The organism is Streptomyces spirodelae (assembly GCF_017676385.1).
GTDB lineage: Bacteria > Actinomycetota > Actinomycetes > Streptomycetales > Streptomycetaceae > Streptomyces > Streptomyces spirodelae.
Genome location: NZ_JAFFZN010000022.1, coordinates 1 through 18,959, shown reverse-complemented (window position 1 = coordinate 18,959; position 18,959 = coordinate 1). Strand labels below are relative to the sequence as shown.

Genomic DNA, 18,959 nt, shown 5'->3' with positions numbered 1-18,959 from the left:
CCAGAAACTCGGTCTTTTGCTCGTCGCCCCACTCATTGCGCAGCCAGGCTAACGTCTTCCTCCTGGCTCGCCTGCCTCGATCAGACAGCGCAAAAGTGTCCATGGATGGCGGTGGAATGTGGGCTGCCGAAGAACGGCTCTGGAGGTACTTGTTGAACTTCAGGCGAGTCAGCGCTGCACCGAGCCGTTCAGTATGCTCCGCATCTGTTGGACGTTGAGCACTGAGAGATTCTTGTGACAGGGCCCGCCGCTCCAGGCGGGAGAGCAGCCGTGGATCACGGCAAGAGCGGCAAGAGGTCGAGCCACGCCTGCATGTCTCTTTCCGGAAAGCCAGATTGATCGCGGAGTTGTTCTTGCACGCCTTCGAGGGTATTCAGCAAGTTCTTGACTCTCCGGAGGTGCAGGATTTCCTCGCGCGTGCGGTGCTGCCAGTGAGCGGATTTTCGCCTGATTTCCTCAGAGGTTTCGCCGATGGCTTCCGTGACATCCGTGTAGAGCTGAAATGGATCTCTGAGGTGGTCTCCTCGTGCCGGACCGAACTGGCGGATGGTGTATGACCTCACTCTTGCCACCTCAGTGGCTGCTGTCAGATCATCCACTGCTCCACAAGCATGCTTCGCGCGACAAATGGACAGGGCTACTTGGGCCCAGCGCAGTCTGTCGGCAGTGGGAAACTCGGGGCTTTGCATGCGCCCGACACTCCGGTCGCGCAAACTTTCCAACTCGGCGGGATCGCAGCTTTTGCGGGCAGCGGACAGAAAGGACTCTTCCTCTCCGTGCATATCTGGTTTGCTCAACACTCGCTCCCTGGGTCTTTGATTCTACCCATTCAATCCATGAAAGTGATGCCAGCCCGCTCGAAAGCGTCCCTGCCGATCTGCAAGCTTTCCAATGATGGTTTGAAGTGTCCGCTGTTGTTGTTCAGCTCAAGCCCGAAGTAGTTACCTTCGCTGCCCGCGATTTCCGCTTCGCCTGCCGTCTGTACCGGACGGCCACCGGTCAATACGGGATGCTTGAGCTCAACGCCCCCCACTGTTTTGGGCATCACGACAAGGTCGCCGTCTTCTGTCACTGCCCACTTGATCGTGCCGCTGTTGACGGCCTCGTCGAATCCTTCCTCGCCGACCTTGATCGGTTTTACACCGAGCCTTTCAGCGTCTGCCAGCTCATTGGGCAATTCGTCTGGCAGTTGGTTTTCGTAGGGTGCCAGGCCGAGTGGATCGGCCCATTGGTGCGGGTGCTCGACATAAGAGCGAGGATTCGGCGACGGGCTGATGCCCAGAGGGTCTTGAGCCGCGTAGCGGGCGGTTTCAGGGTCGTAGTGGCGGAAGTAGTTGTAGTGGAGGCCCGTTTCGGGGTCGTGGTACTGGCCGGGGAAGCGGAGGGGGGTGTAGGTGGTGCTGGTGGTGGGCCAGGTGGTGGTGCCCCAGAGGGTGGAGCGGGTGCGCCAGGCGATGGCGCCGGACTCGTCGACCAGTTCCGTGGGGGTGCCGACCAGGTCGGTGACGATCGCGTAGAAGCGGGAGTCGATTTCCTGTTGGGTTGATGCGTTGGTGAGGCGTTCGGTCTGGGTCAGGGGGGTGAAGCCCTTGTGGTCCCAGGTCAGGGTGACCGGGTGGGGCAGGTTCGGGGCGACCGTTGTCTGCTCGATGAGGATCGGGCCGTCCCAGGTGAACGTGACGGTTTCCGCCGGCTCATCGCCTGCCATGCGGTGTTTGGCCACCCGGCGACCCAAGGGGTCGTACTCGTAGCGCCACACCGTTCCGTCCGGAGTGGTGACCTCGGTGAGGCGGTCTTCGGCGTCCCAGGTATAGCGCCAGGTGTCCGGCTTCTTCGAGAGGCGCGATTTCTGGCGGACGGTGATGCGGCCGGCCTCGTCGTGTTCGTAGCGGACCTTGCCGGCCGAGGTGATCCGTGTGCCCTCGTACGTACGCGGGCCGATCGCCTCCGCAGAAGCGTGGGTGGTGGGCCACGACGCTTCCGTCTGGTTGCCCGCCTCGTCGTAGGCGTAGCGCTCCGTCCAGCCGCGGGCGTGGACCGCTGTGACGCGGCCGATCGCGTCCAGGTCGAAGGTGGCCCGGCCCGACAGCAGGTCGTCGACCTCCGTGAGGTAGCCGTCGGGGCGGTAGGTGTATGCGCGGTGCTGGACGGTCGCTTGCGTGGCGGTGAGCGACTGGGTCTGCAAGCGGCCTGCCGGGTCCCATACCTGCGCCAGAGTGAGTCCGTCGGCGCCGATGCGGCGTTCCGTTTCGCGGCCTGCGGCGTCGTGGGTGAAGTCCAGTGTGTGACCGGAGGCCGTCAGCGAGATGCGGTTGCCCGCCGCGTCGTAGGTGCTGGTGGAGACGGCTCCCGTCGGGGTGACGCGGCGCGTGCGGCGGCCGAGGGCGTCGTAGGTGTGGGTGAGGGCGCGGCCGTTGACCAGTTCCGTTTTGACGCGGCCGAGCTTGTCCCGTTGGTAGCGGAGGTCGGCGTCGGGGCCGATGGCCTCCAAGAGGCGGCCTGCCGGGTCGTAGCCGTATGTCGTCACCGCACCCGCAGCGTTCTTGCGCGTCGTGCGGCCGAGGGCGTCGCGCTCGTAGGTGATCTCGTCGCCGAGCGGCGTGGTGCGGCCGATGAGTTCCCCGGCCGCGTTCAGCTCGTACCGCTGCGTGCGCTCGTCGAAGTCCCTCTCCGCGACCAGGCGGCCTGCGGGGTCGTAGGTGTAGTCCCACGTCAGGCCCTGCGGGTTGGTCACCCGCGTCATGCGCAGTTCGGCGTCGTAGGAGAACTCGTAGCGCACGCCGTCCGGGCCCGTACGGGCCGCCAGCATGTCGAAGTGGGTGTACTCGTAGCGGGTCTCGCCGCCCGCGGCGTCGAGGTGGCGGGTGCAGTTGCCCTCGCCGTCCCACTCCCAGCGTTCGGTGGCGCCGTCGGGGGTGGTGCGGGAAGCCAGGCGGCCCTCGATGGTCCAGTTCAGTGTCGTCACCGCGCCCAGCGGGTCGGTCACGCGCACCGGGCGGCCGAACGGGTCGCGTTCGTAGCGGGTGATGCCGCCCAAGGGGTCGGTGATCTCGACCGGGAGGCCGGCCTCGTTGCAGAGGACCCGTGTCGTCGTGCCGAGGGCGTCCGTCACTGCCGTCAGGTGACCGCGGCCGTCGTACGTGAAGCGCGTGGTGTGGCCTGCGGGGTCCGTGAGGGCGATCCGGTTGCCGTACTCGTCCCACTCCTGACGCCAGCGTGCGCCGTCGGGGTCCGTGGTGATGAGGGGGAGACCGATCTCGTTGCGGGTGACCGCGAGCGTGGTGCCGTCCGGTCGGACGACGCGCGTCAGCCGTCCCCCTTCGTCGTAGCTGAACGTCGTCCGCCGGCCCAGTGCGTCGGTGTGGGACAGCGGACGGTTGCAGGCGTCCCGTTCGGTCGACGTGCGGTGGCCGAGGGGATCGATCTCGCCGACGACCAAGCCGCGGTCGTCGAACAGGGTGCGGGTCGCGTGTCCCGCCGCGCTCGTGACCGTCGTGACCTTGTGGCCGGTTGCGGCGTCGACGCCGTCGTAGTCGATACGGACCTGCACATGGCCTGCCGTGCCGCCTTCGGCGATGACGCGGTGCAGATTGTCGTAGACGTAGTCGTAGCGACGGTCGTTGGTGTCGGTCCAGGACACCACGCGCTGCTCGTCGTCGTACTCGAAGCGGAGGGGGAGGCCCGACGAGTTGGTGACTTGCGTCAGATTGCCGTCCGTGTAGCCGTAGCGCAGCACCGTGGTGGTGTCGCCCTCCGCGTCGGCGACGGCCAGCGCTGTGACCCGGTCGTGCTCGACCGTCAGACGCACCACGTAGCCGCCGCTGTGGACGAGGCGTTCGGGCGCGCCCGTCTCTGCGTCGTATTCGAAGGTGATGCTGTTGCCGTTGCGGTCGGTGAGCTGTTCGAGCCGGGCCGCGCCGTTGTCGGAAGCGCCGCCCTCCGGCGGTGCGAAGTGCCGTACCCGCCCCGTCTCCGGGTCCGTCAGCGTGTAGCCGCCGTCCGGAGTGCGTTCCAGCGGCATACGGGACGAGCCCGCGGACGGCAGGGTGGGGACGCCGGGGGCTGGATGCGCGTACGACAGCAGGCGGCCGTCCTCAGCGATGAAGACGACGCCCTCCGCGTCGATCTCCAGCCGCTGGTCCACCGTCGATGACCAAGAGGGGCCGAACCAGTGGCCCAGCCGGTAGCCGGACTCGACACGGCGGGTGAAGCTGAGGGGCAGGGTGCCCGGCAAGGTCAGATCGGTTTGCGGGAGGTACATCTTCCCGGTGCCCAGATCGACGGGGTCGGTCCTGCCGGACGGGATCTCCTCGCCCTTCTGCGCTGAAGGATGGGGCCCCTTCTCGTTCAGTGCCCTGCGCGCCTCGGCGGCCTCCTTCGCCACCCTGCCGGCCCGAGCCCCCTTCGTCGCCGCGCCCACACCCTTCGTACCCAGCAGCTCCGGGATGAGGCGGCCCAGGCCCTCCGCCGGGTCCTTCTTGAAGGCGTCCACCATGGCTTTGCCGGTGCCGACGGGGTCGTTGGCGGCGCGCATGATGCCGGTGACGGTGGAGTTGAGGTTGGTGACGTACTCGGCGGGGTGGGTGATGTTGTAGGGGTCGGTCGGGTTGACGCTGCGGACGAAGCTGACCAGCCCTGCCGTGCCTTTGACGATGCCGCCGGAGACGTGGACGGCGTCCAGGCGCAGCCCGGTGAGGCCGTCGCCGGCCTGGTCCCAGTAGTCGGGCTTGGGCGGGGCCGCGTCGCGCGCTGCCTTGACGGCGGTCTGGGCCTGGGACGCGGCCGTGTCGCGCTGTGAGCGGGCGCGGGAGAGCTGTTCCTGGGCCTCGTCCTTCTTGTCTTCCTTGTATTTGGCGACCGCCTCGCCGGCCTGGGACTGGGCGCGCTCCACCGTGTGGGCGAAGTCCTCCAGGGCCCCGGCGGCCTTCTCGCAGGCGTCGGCAGCCTTGCTCCACTTGGCCGGTTCCAGGCCGACCTTCTCCCAGAACGCGTCGGCCGCCTTGCCCTGCAACGTGCCTTCGGGCAGCTTCTTCAGGCCCTTGGCGACGTTGTCGAAAGCGGTCTTGAAGTCGTTCAGGTGCTTGGCCGTGGAGCGGATCTTGCCGGGGCTGCCGAAGACCAGCTTCTTGGGGTCCTCGGTCTCGTCCAGCTGGAACTCGGCCGTCTCGGCGCCCATCGCGTTCGCCGCGGAGCGGGACTTGTCCCGAACCCAGTCGGCTCCGCCGTCCCATCCGGCGTCATCCAGCCGGTCCGCACCCCAGTTGCCGGCACCCTCCACAACGTCGCCGGCACCCTCGACGAGGTCCTCGCCCTTCTCCTCGATGGAGTCGGGTACGAAATCCCGCCAGCCCATCAGCCCTGGCCCCCCTCGGCCCCCTCATTGCCTTGTTGCTGGGCCGCCGCGCGCTCTTCCGGTGACGGGCCGAACCACTTGTCCCGCTGGGCCTCGATCTGCTCGTCACTCATTCCGGTGGCGCTCTGCGCCAGGTCCGTGTACATGCCGCCGCGGCCCTTGGTGGTCAGCTCGCGACCGGTGTCCTGCCAGTCCTGTTTGATGTCCTGACCGGCCTTGTCCCAGGACTCGGAGCTGTAGTCCGGCGCATCCGGCTTCACGATGTCGCCCCAGCCCTGCTTGGTGATCTCCTCCTCGGTGGCGTGCGGGTTGCCCACCAGCGAGTTCAGGCCGACTTTCAGCGACCCGGCCGCGTACTGGTCCTCCTCGTAGGCCATGCCCGCCGACAGGCCGAGCTTCTGGGCCAGCGCGTTGGCGTTCTGCACCAGGGCCCGTACACCCCACTCCCACTTCTCGCAGAAGTCCTCGAAGTCGACGGACAGGCCGTGGTGGCCCATCTCCATCCCGGTCAGGGACAGCTCCTCGAAGCCGGCGCCCTGGAGCGACGATGTCGCCGAGCTGCCCGACTCCTTCAGTTCGTTGATGGCACCTTTGAGTCCTTTCTCGATCAGATCGAGGGACTCCTTGTTCCATTTGATGCCGTCCGCGCTCTTGCCGTCCCCCATCAGGCGTCCTCCCCCCTCTTGGTGCCGTGCACGGCCTGCTCGGTGCCGTGCACGGCCACCTCGTCCGGGACGATGCCGGGCGCGGGCGGGAAGAGCATGGAGCCGTCCTCGTCCGCGATGTCGACGGCGACGCCCGTCGGTCCGTCGAGCGTGGGAACGACGGCGTCCAGCAGCCGGGCGCCCAGTACGGAGGCGTACTCCCACTCCCCGCCGGGGTCGCCGCCCGGCGCCTCGCGGGCGAACCGTGCCAGCGCCGCCTCGTCCGTGAACGCGAGAATCCAGCGCACTCCGCCGAAGCTGCGTGTCAGCAGGCGATCCCCCGCCATCTGCGGCACCAGCACCGCCGCCCGCCGGAACTCGCCCAGCAGCGCGCCGGGGTCCCCGTCCCCCGCACGCATCGCGGCAATCTCTTCCCGAAGCTCCATCCCCGGTCCCCCCTCGTGGTGTGCGCTTCCCCTCGTTACCGACCGGTCTTTTCACTGAAGCAGGAGCCGGGGTCGTCACGCAACGCCACACAGCGGCGCCGGTAAGTGATCCTTCTCTTATTTGCGCACGTCAGCCCTGGCGTCTGTGATAAAGGGGCGGAGTGCGAATATCCGCACATCGGTCCGTGCGCGGGAGCGCCCCATGTGCTAGGGGCCCGATTGGCGACCGCTCTCACCTCTATGGCACACTGTCCAGGTTGCTCGGTTGAGTGCCGATGCTGCGCGCCTCCCGCCGGGAGGACCGGAAGCGAGTCCCAGGTATTCGTCGCCCCTCATCAGGGGCGGAAGTACGGGAATCTTCCGGGAAGCGTAGGAGGGGCTTCCAACCAGGCACCCGGTGGGTTTCCTCCCCGGCTCCTCCTCTCACGGAACCCCTGAGGTCCGCCACGGCCCTGAGGGGGCGCACTTTTGCGCGTCCGCATCCGTATGAGAAGGAAGCCGACACGCCCGACCGCGTGGGTCGAGTAGAGGGCTGGGGGCTGTGAGGCCAACGGGGTACCAGAGCGTTACGAGAGACAGGACTACGAAGTAGCCATGGCGGGACAGAAGATCCGCATCAGGCTCAAGGCCTACGACCACGAGGTCATCGACAACTCGGCGAAGAAGATCGTCGAGACGGTGACGCGTACTGGCGCGTCGGTCGCCGGCCCGGTGCCGCTGCCCACAGAGAAGAACGTGTACTGCGTCATCAAGTCGCCGCACAAGTACAAGGACTCGCGCGAGCACTTCGAGATGCGCACGCACAAGCGTCTGATCGACATCCTCGACCCGACCCCCAAGACCGTTGACTCGCTGATGCGCCTGGACCTTCCGGCCGGCGTCGACATCGAGATCAAGCTCTGAGGGGTGTCGTAGAGATGGCTAAGCAGATCAAGGGCGTCCTGGGCGAGAAGCTCGGCATGACCCAGGTCTGGGACGACAACAACCGCGTTGTCCCCGTGACCGTCGTCAAGGCCGGGCCGAACGTCGTGACCCAGGTCCGCACCGCAGACAAGGACGGCTACGAGGCCGTCCAGATCGCCTTCGGCGAGATCGACCCGCGCAAGGTGAACAAGCCCCTCAAGGGCCACTTCGCCAAGGCCGACGTCACCCCCCGCCGCCACCTGGTGGAGATCCGCACCTCCGACGCGTCCGAGTACACCCCGGGCCAGGAGCTGAACGCGGACACCTTCGAGGCCGGCGTCAAGGTGGATGTGACCGGCAAGTCGAAGGGCAAGGGCTTCGCCGGCGGTATGAAGCGCCACGGCTTCCACGGTGGCAAGGCATCGCACGGTGCCCACCGTGTGCACCGCAAGCCGGGCGCCATCGGTGGCTGCGCCACGCCGGGCCGTGTCTTCAAGGGCACCCGCATGGCCGGCCGGATGGGCAACGAGCGGGTCACCACCCAGAACCTGACCGTCCACGCCGTTGACGCGGAGAAGGGCCTGCTGCTCATCAAGGGCGCAGTCCCCGGTCCGAACGGCGGCCTCGTCCTGGTCCGTACCGCGGCCAAGGGGGCCTGAGGAACCGATGAGCACCATTGACATCCTTTCGCCGGCCGGCGACAAGACCGGGACCGTCGAGCTCCCCGCGGAGATCTTCGACGCGCAGGTCAGCGTTCCGCTGATCCACCAGGTCGTCGTCGCCCAGCTGGCCGCGGCCCGCCAGGGCACGCACAAGACCAAGACCCGCGGCGAGGTCCGCGGCGGCGGCAAGAAGCCGTACCGCCAGAAGGGCACCGGACGCGCCCGCCAGGGCTCGACCCGTGCGCCGCAGTTCGCCGGCGGTGGCGTCGTGCACGGCCCCGTGCCGCGCGACTACTCGCAGCGGACCCCGAAGAAGATGAAGGCCGCCGCGCTGCGCGGTGCCCTCTCCGACCGGGCCCGCCACGGCCGCGTCCACGTCGTCTCCGGCGTGGTCGAGGGCGAGATCTCGACCAAGGCCGCGAAGAACCTGTTCGGCAAGATCAGCGAGCGGAAGAACCTGCTGCTCGTCGCCGAGCGCACCGACGAGGCCGCCTGGCTGTCCGCCCGCAACCTGCCCCAGGTGCACATCCTGGAGCCGGGCCAGCTCAACACCTACGACGTGCTCGTCTCGGACGACGTGGTCTTCACCCGGGCCGCGCTCGAGTCCTTCGTTGCTGGCCCGCAGGCCCACACCGAAGGGAGCGACGCCTGATGGCTACGCGACACCCGAGCATTGCCTCCAAGGCAGCGAAGGCCGCGAAGGCCGCCCGCGTCGCCAAGGCCGCCCGCAGGGCCGCCGACGGTCCGGGCCCGGTCGCGCCGGCCGACCCGAGCAAGACCTTCTCGGACCCGCGCGACCTGCTGCTGCGGCCGGTCGTCTCGGAGAAGAGCTACGCGCTGCTGGATGAGAACAAGTACACGTTCATCGTCGACCCGCGTGCGAACAAGACCCAGATCAAGCAGGCCGTCGAAGAGGTCTTCTCGGTCAAGGTCGCCGGGGTCAACACGATCAACCGCCAGGGCAAGCGCAAGCGCACCCGCACCGGTTACGGCAAGCGCGCCGACACCAAGCGCGCCATCGTGACCCTTGTCGAGGGCGACCGTATCGACATCTTCGGCGGCCCGGCCTCCTGACGGGGGCCAGGTCGTTCAGAAGTCCTGAATCTTCCGAGGACTGAGAAATGGGTATCCGCAAGTACAAGCCGACGACTCCGGGCCGTCGCGGCTCATCCGTCGCCGACTTCGTCGAGATCACGCGGGACACGCCGGAGAAGTCGCTGGTCCGCCCGCTGCACAGCAAGGGCGGCCGTAACAACGCCGGTCGTGTGACTGCACGCCACCAGGGCGGTGGCCACAAGCGCGCCTACCGCGTGATCGACTTCCGTCGGCACGACAAGGACGGCGTGCCGGCGAAGGTCGCGCACATCGAGTACGACCCGAACCGCACCGCGCGTATCGCGCTGCTGCACTACGTGGATGGCGAGAAGCGTTACATCCTCGCCCCCCGTGGCATCCAGCAGGGCGACCGCGTCGAGAACGGCCAGGGCGCCGACATCAAGCCGGGCAACAACCTGCCGCTGCGCTACATCCCCGTCGGTACCACGATCCACGCGATCGAGCTGAAGCCGGGCGGCGGCGCCAAGTTCGCCCGCTCCGCCGGTGCCTCGGTGCAGCTGCTGGCGAAGGAGGGCCGGATGGCCCACCTGCGTATGCCGTCCGGTGAGATCCGGCTGGTCGACGTCCGCTGCCGCGCCACCGTCGGCGAGGTCGGCAACGCCGAGCAGTCGAACATCAACTGGGGCAAGGCCGGCCGTATGCGCTGGAAGGGCGTCCGCCCGACCGTCCGCGGTGTGGTCATGAACCCGATCGACCACCCGCACGGTGGTGGTGAGGGTCGTACCTCCGGTGGCCGCCACCCGGTCTCGCCGTGGGGTCAGAAGGAGGGGCGTACGCGCTCGCCGAAGAAGGCCAGCAACAAGTACATCGTCCGCCGCCGCAAGACGAACAAGAAGCGCTAGGAGGCGGGTTTAGATGCCGCGCAGTCTCAAGAAGGGGCCCTTCGTCGACGACCACCTCGCCAAGAAGGTGGACAGCCAGAACGACGCGGGCACCAAGAACGTCATCAAGACCTGGTCTCGCCGCTCGATGATCGTCCCGGCCATGCTGGGCCACACGATCGCGGTGCACGACGGCCGCAAGCACGTCCCGGTGTTCGTCACCGAGTCGATGGTCGGCCACAAGCTCGGCGAGTTCGCGCCGACCCGCACCTTCCGCGGCCACGTCAAGGACGACCGCAAGTCGCGTCGTCGCTGACGGGCGGGGTGTGTAGATCATGACTGACACCGAAGGGACAACCATGGAAGCCAGGGCCTCAGCGCGCTATGTGCGCGTCACGCCCATGAAGGCCCGCCGGGTGGTGGACCTTGTTCGTGGCATGAACGCCACGGAGGCTCAGGCGGTCCTGCGTTTCGCCCCGCAGGCCGCGAGCGTGCCGGTGGGCAAGGTGCTCGACAGCGCCATCGCCAACGCCGCGCACAACTACGACCACACGGACGTCGACAGCCTCTACATCTCCGAGGCATACGTCGACGAGGGCCCGACCCTGAAGCGGTTCCGGCCGCGCGCCCAGGGCCGCGCCTACCGGATCCGTAAGCGGACGAGCCACATCACCGTGGTCGTGAGCAGCAAGGAAGGAACCCGGTAATGGGCCAGAAGGTAAACCCGCACGGGTTCCGGCTCGGTGTGACCACCGACTTCAAGTCGCGCTGGTACGCCGACAAGCTGTACAAGGACTACGTCAAGGAAGACGTCTCGATCCGCCGCATGCTCACCCAGGGCATGGAGCGGGCGGGCATCTCCAAGGTGGAGATCGAGCGCACGCGTGACCGCGTCCGCGTCGACGTCCACACCGCCCGTCCGGGCATCGTCATCGGCCGCCGCGGCGCCGAGGCCGACCGGCTGCGCGGCAACCTGGAGAAGCTCACCGGCAAGCAGATCCAGTTCAACATCCTCGAGGTGAAGAACCCCGAGACGGACGCGCAGCTCGTCGCCCAGGCGGTCGCCGAGCAGCTCTCCTCCCGGGTCTCCTTCCGCCGCGCCATGCGCAAGAGCATGCAGACGGCGATGAAGGCCGGTGCCAAGGGCATCAAGATCCAGTGCGGCGGCCGTCTCGGCGGTGCCGAGATGTCGCGCTCGGAGTTCTACCGCGAGGGCCGGGTTCCGCTGCACACGCTGCGCGCCAACGTCGACTACGGCTTCTTCGAGGCCCGTACGACCTTCGGCCGCATCGGCGTGAAGGTGTGGATCTACAAGGGCGACGTCAAGAACATCGCCGAGGTGCGCGCCGAGAACGCTGCGGCCCGCGCGGGCAACCGCCCGTCGCGCGGTGGTGGCAACGACCGTCCCCGTGGTCGGGGCGGCGAGCGCCGCGGCCGCAAGCCGCAGCAGCAGGGCCAGGGTGGCGGCGAGACTCCGAAGCCGGAGTCCGTGCAGCCCGCCGGTGCCGCTGCCGAGCCGAGCGCTTCAGGAAAGGAGAGCTGACCCATGCTGATCCCGCGCAGGGTCAAGCACCGTAAGCAGCACCACCCGAAGCGCACGGGTATGGCCAAGGGCGGTACCGAGGTCGCGTTCGGTGAGTTCGGCATCCAGGCTGTGACCGGTGCCTACGTGACGAACCGGCAGATCGAGGCAGCTCGTATCTCCATGACCCGTCACATCAAGCGTGGCGGCAAGGTGTGGATCAACATCTACCCGGACCGTCCGCTGACCAAGAAGCCCGCCGAGACCCGCATGGGTTCCGGTAAGGGTTCGCCCGAGTGGTGGGTCGCGAACGTCAAGCCGGGGCGCGTGATGTTCGAGCTGTCCTACCCGAACGAGAAGATTGCTCGTGAGGCGCTCACCCGCGCTGCTCACAAGCTTCCGATGAAGTGCCGCATCGTGCGGCGCGAGGCAGGTGACGCGTGATGGCGGCCGGAACCAAGGCGTCCGAGCTGCGCGAGCTGGGTGACGAGGAGCTTGTCTCCAAGCTCCGCGAAGCCAAGGAAGAGCTGTTCAACCTCCGCTTCCAGGCGGCGACCGGGCAGCTCGAGAACCACGGCCGGCTCAAGGCCGTCCGCAAGGACATCGCCCGGATCTACACCCTGATGCGTGAGCGTGAGCTGGGCATCGAGACGGTGGAGAGCGCCTGATGAGCGAGACGAATGTGACCCAGAAGAACACTGAGCGCGGCTTCCGCAAGACCCGGCAGGGTCTTGTCGTCAGCGACAAGATGGACAAGACCGTCGTCGTCGCCGTCGAGGACCGCGTCACGCACGCGCTGTACGGCAAGGTCATCCGCCGTACCAACAAGCTCAAGGCGCACGACGAGCAGAACGCTGCGGGTGTCGGCGACCGCGTCCTCCTGATGGAGACCCGGCCGCTGTCCGCCACCAAGCGCTGGCGCATCGTCGAGATCCTCGAGAAGGCCAAGTAACTCCTTCGAGCCCGTCCTGGGCTCAAAGGTTCGTTCCGCCAGGCTCGGCAGGGATCGCGAGATCCCTGCCGGGAACCGGCAGACATACAGGAGATAGACGTGATCCAGCAGGAGTCCCGGCTTCGCGTCGCCGACAACACGGGTGCGAAGGAGATCCTCACCATCCGTGTCCTCGGCGGCTCGGGCCGGCGCTACGCGGGCATCGGTGACGTCGTCGTCGCTACCGTCAAGGACGCGATCCCCGGCGGGAACGTGAAGAAGGGCGACATCGTCAAGGCCGTCATCGTGCGCACCGTCAAGGAGCGCCGCCGCCCGGACGGCTCGTACATCCGGTTCGACGAAAACGCCGCCGTCATCCTCAAGAACGACGGCGACCCTCGCGGCACCCGCATCTTCGGTCCCGTGGGCCGCGAGCTGCGCGAGAAGAAGTTCATGAAGATCATCTCGCTCGCGCCGGAGGTGCTGTGACCATGAAGATCAAGAAGGGCGACCTGGTTCAGGTCATCACCGGCAAGGACAAGGGCAAGCAGGGCAAGGTCATCGTGGCCTACCCCCGCGAGGACCGGGTCCTGGTCGAGGGTGTCAACCGGGTCAAGAAGCACACGAAGGCCGGTCAGACGGCCCGCGGTTCGAAGACCGGCGGCATCGTGACGACCGAGGCCCCGATCCACGTCAGCAATGTTCAGCTGGTCGTGGAGAAGGACGGCAACAAGGTCGTGACCCGCGTCGGGTACCGCTTCGACGACGAAGGCAACAAGATCCGCGTTGCCAAGCGGACCGGTGAGGACATCTGATGACTGCCACCACCACTGAGGCCCCCCGCCTCAAGCAGCGCTACCGCGCCGAGATCCAGGGCAAGCTGCAGGACGAGTTCGCCTACGACAACGTCATGCGCATCCCCGGCCTGACCAAGATCGTGGTCAACATGGGTGTGGGCGACGCCGCCCGCGACTCCAAGCTGATCGAGGGTGCCATCAAGGACCTCGCCACGATCACCGGCCAGAAGCCCGCCGTCACCAAGGCCCGCAAGTCCATCGCGCAGTTCAAGCTGCGTGAGGGTCAGCCGATCGGCGCCCACGTGACGCTGCGCGGCGACCGGATGTGGGAGTTCCTGGACCGCCTGCTGTCGCTCGCACTGCCGCGTATCCGCGACTTCCGCGGACTGTCGCCCAAGCAGTTCGACGGCCGCGGCAACTACACCTTCGGTCTCACGGAGCAGGTCATGTTCCACGAGATCGACCAGGACAAGATCGACCGGGTCCGGGGCATGGACATCACCGTGGTCACCACGGCGACCACCGACGACGAGGGCCGTGCCCTGCTTCGTCACCTCGGCTTCCCGTTCAAGGAGAACTGATCATGGCGAAGAAGGCTCTGATCTCGAAGGCCAGCCGGAAGCCGAAGTTCTCGGTGCGTGCTTACACACGCTGCCAGCGCTGCGGCCGTCCGCACTCCGTCTACCGCAAGTTCGGCCTGTGCCGCGTGTGCCTTCGCCAGATGGCGCACCGTGGCGAGCTGCCGGGCGTGACCAAGAGCTCCTGGTAATCCCCTCGGGGACCAGCTGGGACTCTCGGTAAGCTGAAAAGTCGCTTACTACGCCGTAGGTCCCCCGCGACGCACCCGTCCTGTCGTCGGCCAGTCGGCCGGCGGATGGGGAGAGGGACGACGCATACAGGGAAACCCCGGCGAGAGAGGCCGAAGGCCATCACATGACCATGACCGATCCCATCGCAGACATGCTGACGCGTCTGCGTAACGCGAACTCGGCGTACCACGACACCGTGGAGATGCCGCACAGCAAGATCAAGTCGCACATCGCGGAGATCCTCCAGCAGGAGGGTTACATCACCGGCTGGAAGACCGAGGACGCCAAGGTCGGCAAGAACCTCGTTCTCGAGCTGAAGTTCGGCCCGAACCGCGAGCGCTCGATCGCCGGCATCAAGCGGATCTCGAAGCCGGGTCTGCGGGTCTACGCAAAGTCCACCAACCTGCCGAAGGTGCTCGGCGGCCTGGGCGTGGCGATCATCTCCACGTCGCACGGTCTCCTCACCGACAAGCAGGCCAGCAAGAAGGGTGTGGGCGGGGAAGTCCTCGCCTACGTCTGGTAACGGAAGGGAACGGAGGTAAAGCAATGTCGCGTATCGGCAAGCTCCCCATCCAGGTTCCCGCCGGTGTGGACGTCACCATCGATGGCCAGACGGTCGCGGTGAAGGGCCCCAAGGGCTCTCTCTCGCACACCGTTGCCGCGCCCATCGAGATCGCCAAGGGCGAGGACGGCGCGCTCGTCGTCACCCGTCCGAACGACGAGAGCCGGAACAGGGCCCTGCACGGTCTGTCCCGCACGCTGGTGGCGAACATGATCACTGGCGTGACCCAGGGGTTCACCAAGGACCTCGAGATCAGCGGTGTCGGCTACCGGGTCCAGGCCAAGGGCTCCAACCTGGAGTTCTCGCTGGGCTACAGCCACCCGATCCTGGTGGAGGCGCCCGAGGGCATCTCCTTCAAGGTCGAGTCCCCGACCAAGTTCACGGTCGAGGGCATCGACAAGCAGCGGGTCGGCGAGGTCGCCGCGAAGATTCGCAAGCTGCGCAGGCCCGACCCCTACAAGGCCAAGGGCGTGAAGTACGCGGGCGAGGTCATCCGCCGCAAGGTCGGAAAGGCTGGTAAGTAAGCCATGGCATACGGCGTGAAGATCGCCAAGGGCGACGCCTACAAGCGCACCGCCACCAAGCGCCGTCACATCCGTATCCGCAAGAAGGTCTCGGGAACCCCCGAGCGCCCCCGTCTTGTGGTGACGCGCACCAACCGTGGTATCACCGCACAGGTGATCGACGACATCGCGGGCCACACGCTGGCCTCCGCTTCGCACCTGGACGGTTCGGTCCGCGGTGGTGAGGGTGACAAGAGCGCCCAGGCCAAGCAGGTCGGCGCCCTGGTCGCCGAGCGCGCCAAGGCCGCGGGCATCGAGGCCGTCGTGTTCGACCGCGGTGGCAACAAGTACGCAGGGCGGATTGCCGCTCTGGCTGACGCCGCCCGCGAGGCCGGGCTCAAGTTCTGAGCCCCGGTTCCGTGAGCTAGCGGACAAAGAGAGAGGTAATTCCAATGGCTGGACCCCAGCGCCGCGGTGGCGGCGCCGGTGGCGGCGAGCGGCGGGACCGTAAGGGCCGGGACGGCGGCGCTGCCGCCGAGAAGACCGCGTACGTTGAGCGCGTTGTCGCGATCAACCGCGTCGCCAAGGTTGTGAAGGGTGGTCGTCGCTTCAGCTTCACCGCGCTGGTCGTGGTGGGCGACGGTGACGGCACCGTGGGTGTCGGATACGGCAAGGCCAAGGAGGTGCCGGCCGCCATCGCCAAGGGCGTTGAGGAGGCCAAGAAGCACTTCTTCAAGGTCCCGCGTATCCAGGGCACCATTCCGCACCCGATCCAGGGTGAGGAAGCAGCGGGTGTCGTGCTGCTCAAGCCGGCCTCGCCCGGTACCGGTGTGATCGCCGGTGGCCCGGTGCGTGCCGTGCTGGAGTGCGCGGGCATCCACGACGTGCTCAGCAAGTCGCTCGGCTCGTCGAACCCGATCAACATCGTGCACGCCACGGTGGCTGCGCTCCGGGGCCTGCAGCGCCCGGAGGAGATCGCGGCCCGTCGTGGTCTGCCGCTCGAGGACGTGGCACCCGCCGCTCTGCTGCGGGCGCGTGCAGGGGTGAGCGCGTAATGGCTCGCCTGAAGATCACGCAGACCCGTTCCGTTATCGGGACCAAGCAGAACCACCGTGACACGCTGCGGACCCTCGGTCTCAAGCGCGTCAACGATGTGACCGTCCGCGAGGCCAGCGACATCGTTCGCGGTCAGGTGCACACCGTGCGCCACCTCGTGACGGTCGAGGAGGTCGACTGAGATGGCTGACTCTCAGGGCGAAAACCCGCTGAAGGTCCACAACCTCCGTCCTGCTCCCGGCGCCAAGACCGCCAAGACCCGCGTGGGTCGTGGTGAGGCGTCCAAGGGCAAGACCGCGGGTCGTGGCACCAAGGGCACCAAGGCCCGGTACCAGGTTCCGGAGCGCTTCGAGGGCGGGCAGATGCCGCTGCACATGCGGCTGCCCAAGCTCAAGGGCTTCAACAACCCGGCCCACAAGCAGTTCCAGGTCGTCAACCTGGAGAAGCTGGCCGCGCTCTACCCCGAGGGCGGCGAGGTCACGGTGGCCGACCTGGTCGCCAAGGGCGCTGTGCGCAAGAACGAGCTGGTCAAGGTGCTCGGTGACGGCGACGTCTCGGTGGCGCTGACGGTGACCGTCGACAAGGTCTCCGGCTCCGCCAAGGAGAAGATCACCGCTGCCGGCGGCACCGTCACCGAACTTCTCTGAGTTCGTTGACCAGGTGAACGACAGGCCGGGGATGTCCCAACGGGACATCCCCGGCTGGTCGTTTGCACAGTTGGTCGTTTCTCGGTGGTGCACCGGCCGGTAAGGTGGCACCACGTTGATAACTGTCGATCCTCAAGACCGTCACCTCTCGCGCCAGTAGATCGCGGGGGGCGCAGGAGGCACCGTGCTCACCGCGTTCGCCCGGGCGTTCCAGACGCCCGACCTGCGCAAGAAGCTGCTCTTCACGCTCGGCATCATGGTGCTCTTCCGTATCGGAGCGCACGTTCCCGTGCCGGGCGTCAGCTACGAGAACGTCCAAGCCTGTATGGACGAGGCCAAGGGCGCGCAGGGCCTGTTCGGCCTGGTCAACATGTTCAGCGGTGGCGCGCTGCTGCAGATCACCATCTTCGCGCTCGGGATCATGCCGTACATCACGGCGAGCATCATCCTGCAACTTCTTGTCGTGGTCATTCCGCGGCTGGAGGCGCTGAAGAAGGAGGGGCAGGCCGGACAGGCGAAGATCACGCAGTACACGCGTTATCTGACCGTCGCCCTCGCCATCCTCCAGGCCACCGGTCTGGTCGCCACCGCGCGCAGCGGCACCCTGTTCCAGAACTGCAGCGTCGGCAGCCAGATCATTCCCGACCAGTCCATCTTCGCCACCTCCGTGATGGTCATCACGATGACCGCAGGTACCGGTCTGATCATGTGGCTGGGTGAGCTGATCACCGACCGCGGTATCGGCAACGGCATGTCCATCCTGATGTTCGTCTCCATCGCGGCCGGCTTCCCCGGCGCGCTGTGGGCCATCAAGAAGCAGGGCAAGCTGGCCGACGGCTGGATCGAGTTCGGCGCCGTCATCGTCTGCGGACTGGCGATGGTCGCGCTCGTGGTCTTCGTCGAGCAGGCCCAGCGCCGTATTCCGGTGCAGTACGCGAAGCGGATGATCGGCCGCCGGAGTTACGGCGGAACCTCGACCTACATTCCGCTCAAGGTCAATCAGGCGGGTGTGATTCCCGTCATCTTCGCCTCGTCGCTGCTCTACATTCCCGCCCTGATTGTCCAGTTCAGTGGTTCCCAGGCGGGCTGGGCGCAGTGGATTCAGGCCCACTTCGTGAAGGGTGACCATCCTCTTTACATTGCGACCTACTTCCTGCTGATCGTCTTCTTCGCGTTCTTCTACGTGGCCATCTCCTTCAACCCCGAAGAAGTTGCCGACAACATGAAGAAGTATGGTGGCTTCATCCCGGGCATCCGGGCTGGTCGTCCCACAGCGGAGTACCTGAGCTACGTGCTGAACCGCATCACGTGGCCCGGCTCTCTGTACCTGGGTCTGATCGCACTGGTGCCGACCGTCGCGCTGATCATGTTCAACGCCAACCAGAACTTCCCGTTCGGCGGCACGAGCATTCTGATCATCGTGGGCGTCGGTCTCGAGACCGTGAAGCAGATCGAGAGCCAGCTTCAGCAGCGCCATTACGAAGGGTTCCTCCGCTGATGCGTATCGTCCTCGTCGGGCCGCCTGGTGCGGGCAAGGGAACACAGGCGGCGTTCCTCGCCAAGAACCTCGCGATCCCGCACATCGCCACCGGCGACCTCTTCCGCGCCAACATCAGCCAGGGCACCCCGCTCGGCCAGAAGGCGCAGGAGTACATGAGGGCCGGCCAGCTGGTACCCGACGAGGTCACCATCGGGATGGCCAAGAGCCGCATGGAGGAGCCGGACGCGGCAGCGGGCTTCCTGCTGGACGGCTTCCCGAGGAACATCGCGCAGGCCCAGGCGCTGGACGGCTACCTGGACGAGACCGGCCAGAAGCTGGACGCGGTCCTCGACCTGGAGGTCCCCGAGGACGAGGTCGTCAAGCGGATCGCGGGCCGCCGCATCTGCCGCAACGACAGCAGCCACGTCTTCCACGTCGAGTACAGCCCCGCCAAGCGGGAGGGTGTCTGCGACGTGTGCGGCGGGGAGCTCTACCAGCGCGAGGACGACCGCGAGGAGACCGTGCGCAAGCGGCTGGAGGTCTACCACAGCGAGACCGAGCCGATCATCGACCACTACAAGGCGCAGGGCCTGGTGACCACGATCTCCGCGCTGGGCGCGGTGAGCGAGGTCACGGAACGCGCCATGCGGGCACTGTCCGCGGAGTAGTCGAGGCCGAGAGCATTGAATGGAAGGGGTCGGGCTGAC

The 18,959-nt window shown here is 66.9% G+C and carries 27 protein-coding genes; 23 read left to right on the top strand and 4 right to left on the bottom strand.

What is annotated here, in order from left to right; all coding sequences use genetic code 11:
- Positions 1 to 275 precede the first annotated feature (275 nt).
- The 4 genes from JW592_RS22280 to JW592_RS22265 are packed head-to-tail and all read right to left on the bottom strand — an operon-like array spanning position 276 to position 6,443.
- A complete protein-coding gene (locus tag JW592_RS22280) occupies positions 276 to 797 on the bottom strand; it encodes a hypothetical protein (RefSeq protein WP_209266975.1) in 522 nt (173 codons plus the stop codon).
- Positions 798 to 829: 32 nt separating this feature from the next.
- Complete coding sequence (locus JW592_RS22275) at positions 830 to 5,353, bottom strand: putative T7SS-secreted protein (protein ID WP_209266974.1); 4,524 nt, start codon at positions 5,351 to 5,353, stop codon at positions 830 to 832.
- Positions 5,353 to 6,018 (bottom strand): hypothetical protein, encoded by a 666-nt coding sequence (locus JW592_RS22270; RefSeq protein WP_209266973.1) that lies wholly within the window; start codon positions 6,016 to 6,018, stop codon positions 5,353 to 5,355. Before JW592_RS22270 ends, JW592_RS22275 begins: the two co-directional genes overlap by 1 nt.
- Positions 6,018 to 6,443 carry an SseB family protein gene (locus tag JW592_RS22265; protein WP_209266972.1) on the bottom strand — a complete coding sequence of 142 codons (426 nt, stop codon included), beginning with the start codon at positions 6,441 to 6,443 and terminating at the stop codon, positions 6,018 to 6,020. The genes JW592_RS22270 and JW592_RS22265 overlap by 1 nt, the downstream gene beginning before the upstream one ends.
- 594 nt (positions 6,444 to 7,037) lie before the next feature.
- Between JW592_RS22265 and rpsJ the strand changes: the two genes are divergently transcribed.
- From rpsJ to JW592_RS22150, 23 genes are all read left to right on the top strand, one after another.
- The gene (rpsJ, locus tag JW592_RS22260) at positions 7,038 to 7,346 is read left to right on the top strand and encodes a 30S ribosomal protein S10 (RefSeq protein ID WP_016473429.1); all 309 of its coding nucleotides are present in this window, start codon (positions 7,038 to 7,040) and stop codon (positions 7,344 to 7,346) included.
- A 14-nt stretch (positions 7,347 to 7,360) separates the two neighbouring features.
- The gene (gene rplC, locus JW592_RS22255) at positions 7,361 to 8,005 is read left to right on the top strand and encodes a 50S ribosomal protein L3 (RefSeq protein WP_209266971.1); all 645 of its coding nucleotides are present in this window, start codon (positions 7,361 to 7,363) and stop codon (positions 8,003 to 8,005) included.
- Between the two features lie 7 nt (positions 8,006 to 8,012).
- Positions 8,013 to 8,660: a 50S ribosomal protein L4 gene (rplD, locus tag JW592_RS22250; protein WP_209266970.1), complete on the top strand. Its 648-nt coding sequence runs from the start codon at positions 8,013 to 8,015 to the stop codon at positions 8,658 to 8,660.
- Positions 8,660 to 9,082 carry a 50S ribosomal protein L23 gene (rplW, locus tag JW592_RS22245; protein WP_099883472.1) on the top strand — a complete coding sequence of 141 codons (423 nt, stop codon included), beginning with the start codon at positions 8,660 to 8,662 and terminating at the stop codon, positions 9,080 to 9,082. Before rplD ends, rplW begins: the two co-directional genes overlap by 1 nt.
- A 47-nt stretch (positions 9,083 to 9,129) precedes the next feature.
- Positions 9,130 to 9,966, top strand: a complete 837-nt coding sequence (gene rplB / locus JW592_RS22240) for a 50S ribosomal protein L2 (protein ID WP_099883473.1) — start codon at positions 9,130 to 9,132, stop codon at positions 9,964 to 9,966.
- Between the two features lie 13 nt (positions 9,967 to 9,979).
- Complete coding sequence (gene rpsS, locus JW592_RS22235) at positions 9,980 to 10,261, top strand: 30S ribosomal protein S19 (protein ID WP_030883866.1); 282 nt, start codon at positions 9,980 to 9,982, stop codon at positions 10,259 to 10,261.
- Between the two features lie 43 nt (positions 10,262 to 10,304).
- Positions 10,305 to 10,652 carry a 50S ribosomal protein L22 gene (gene rplV / locus JW592_RS22230; RefSeq protein ID WP_099883475.1) on the top strand — a complete coding sequence of 116 codons (348 nt, stop codon included), beginning with the start codon at positions 10,305 to 10,307 and terminating at the stop codon, positions 10,650 to 10,652.
- Positions 10,652 to 11,488 (top strand): 30S ribosomal protein S3, encoded by an 837-nt coding sequence (rpsC, locus tag JW592_RS22225; protein WP_209266969.1) that lies wholly within the window; start codon positions 10,652 to 10,654, stop codon positions 11,486 to 11,488. The genes rplV and rpsC overlap by 1 nt, the downstream gene beginning before the upstream one ends.
- 3 nt (positions 11,489 to 11,491) lie before the next feature.
- Positions 11,492 to 11,911 (top strand): 50S ribosomal protein L16, encoded by a 420-nt coding sequence (gene rplP, locus JW592_RS22220; RefSeq protein WP_209266968.1) that lies wholly within the window; start codon positions 11,492 to 11,494, stop codon positions 11,909 to 11,911.
- Positions 11,911 to 12,135 carry a 50S ribosomal protein L29 gene (gene rpmC / locus JW592_RS22215; protein WP_016473420.1) on the top strand — a complete coding sequence of 75 codons (225 nt, stop codon included), beginning with the start codon at positions 11,911 to 11,913 and terminating at the stop codon, positions 12,133 to 12,135. The genes rplP and rpmC overlap by 1 nt, the downstream gene beginning before the upstream one ends.
- On the top strand, positions 12,135 to 12,419 hold the full coding sequence (rpsQ, locus tag JW592_RS22210; protein WP_099883478.1) for a 30S ribosomal protein S17: 285 nt from the start codon (positions 12,135 to 12,137) through the stop codon (positions 12,417 to 12,419). Before rpmC ends, rpsQ begins: the two co-directional genes overlap by 1 nt.
- A 99-nt stretch (positions 12,420 to 12,518) precedes the next feature.
- Positions 12,519 to 12,887, top strand: coding sequence for a 50S ribosomal protein L14 (gene rplN, locus JW592_RS22205; RefSeq protein WP_019354942.1), 369 nt, complete (start codon positions 12,519 to 12,521; stop codon positions 12,885 to 12,887).
- A gap of 2 nt (positions 12,888 to 12,889) precedes the next feature.
- Positions 12,890 to 13,213 carry a 50S ribosomal protein L24 gene (rplX, locus tag JW592_RS22200; protein ID WP_209266967.1) on the top strand — a complete coding sequence of 108 codons (324 nt, stop codon included), beginning with the start codon at positions 12,890 to 12,892 and terminating at the stop codon, positions 13,211 to 13,213.
- On the top strand, positions 13,213 to 13,776 hold the full coding sequence (gene rplE / locus JW592_RS22195) for a 50S ribosomal protein L5 (RefSeq protein WP_209266966.1): 564 nt from the start codon (positions 13,213 to 13,215) through the stop codon (positions 13,774 to 13,776). The genes rplX and rplE overlap by 1 nt, the downstream gene beginning before the upstream one ends.
- A 2-nt stretch (positions 13,777 to 13,778) precedes the next feature.
- Complete coding sequence (locus JW592_RS22190) at positions 13,779 to 13,964, top strand: type Z 30S ribosomal protein S14 (protein WP_027738922.1); 186 nt, start codon at positions 13,779 to 13,781, stop codon at positions 13,962 to 13,964.
- A 164-nt stretch (positions 13,965 to 14,128) separates the two neighbouring features.
- On the top strand, positions 14,129 to 14,527 hold the full coding sequence (gene rpsH, locus JW592_RS22185; protein WP_099883481.1) for a 30S ribosomal protein S8: 399 nt from the start codon (positions 14,129 to 14,131) through the stop codon (positions 14,525 to 14,527).
- 23 nt (positions 14,528 to 14,550) lie between these two features.
- The gene (gene rplF, locus JW592_RS22180; protein ID WP_209266965.1) at positions 14,551 to 15,090 is read left to right on the top strand and encodes a 50S ribosomal protein L6; all 540 of its coding nucleotides are present in this window, start codon (positions 14,551 to 14,553) and stop codon (positions 15,088 to 15,090) included.
- Between the two features lie 3 nt (positions 15,091 to 15,093).
- Positions 15,094 to 15,477, top strand: coding sequence for a 50S ribosomal protein L18 (gene rplR / locus JW592_RS22175; protein WP_209266964.1), 384 nt, complete (start codon positions 15,094 to 15,096; stop codon positions 15,475 to 15,477).
- Between the two features lie 44 nt (positions 15,478 to 15,521).
- A complete protein-coding gene (gene rpsE, locus JW592_RS22170) occupies positions 15,522 to 16,124 on the top strand; it encodes a 30S ribosomal protein S5 (RefSeq protein WP_016473411.1) in 603 nt (200 codons plus the stop codon).
- Positions 16,124 to 16,306 (top strand): 50S ribosomal protein L30, encoded by a 183-nt coding sequence (rpmD, locus tag JW592_RS22165; RefSeq protein WP_209239895.1) that lies wholly within the window; start codon positions 16,124 to 16,126, stop codon positions 16,304 to 16,306. The genes rpsE and rpmD overlap by 1 nt, the downstream gene beginning before the upstream one ends.
- A gap of 1 nt (position 16,307) precedes the next feature.
- Positions 16,308 to 16,772 (top strand): 50S ribosomal protein L15, encoded by a 465-nt coding sequence (gene rplO, locus JW592_RS22160; RefSeq protein ID WP_209266963.1) that lies wholly within the window; start codon positions 16,308 to 16,310, stop codon positions 16,770 to 16,772.
- Between the two features lie 184 nt (positions 16,773 to 16,956).
- The gene (secY, locus tag JW592_RS22155; protein WP_209266962.1) at positions 16,957 to 18,270 is read left to right on the top strand and encodes a preprotein translocase subunit SecY; all 1,314 of its coding nucleotides are present in this window, start codon (positions 16,957 to 16,959) and stop codon (positions 18,268 to 18,270) included.
- Positions 18,270 to 18,920: an adenylate kinase gene (locus tag JW592_RS22150; protein WP_209266961.1), complete on the top strand. Its 651-nt coding sequence runs from the start codon at positions 18,270 to 18,272 to the stop codon at positions 18,918 to 18,920. Before secY ends, JW592_RS22150 begins: the two co-directional genes overlap by 1 nt.
- Positions 18,921 to 18,959: the final 39 nt, after the last annotated feature.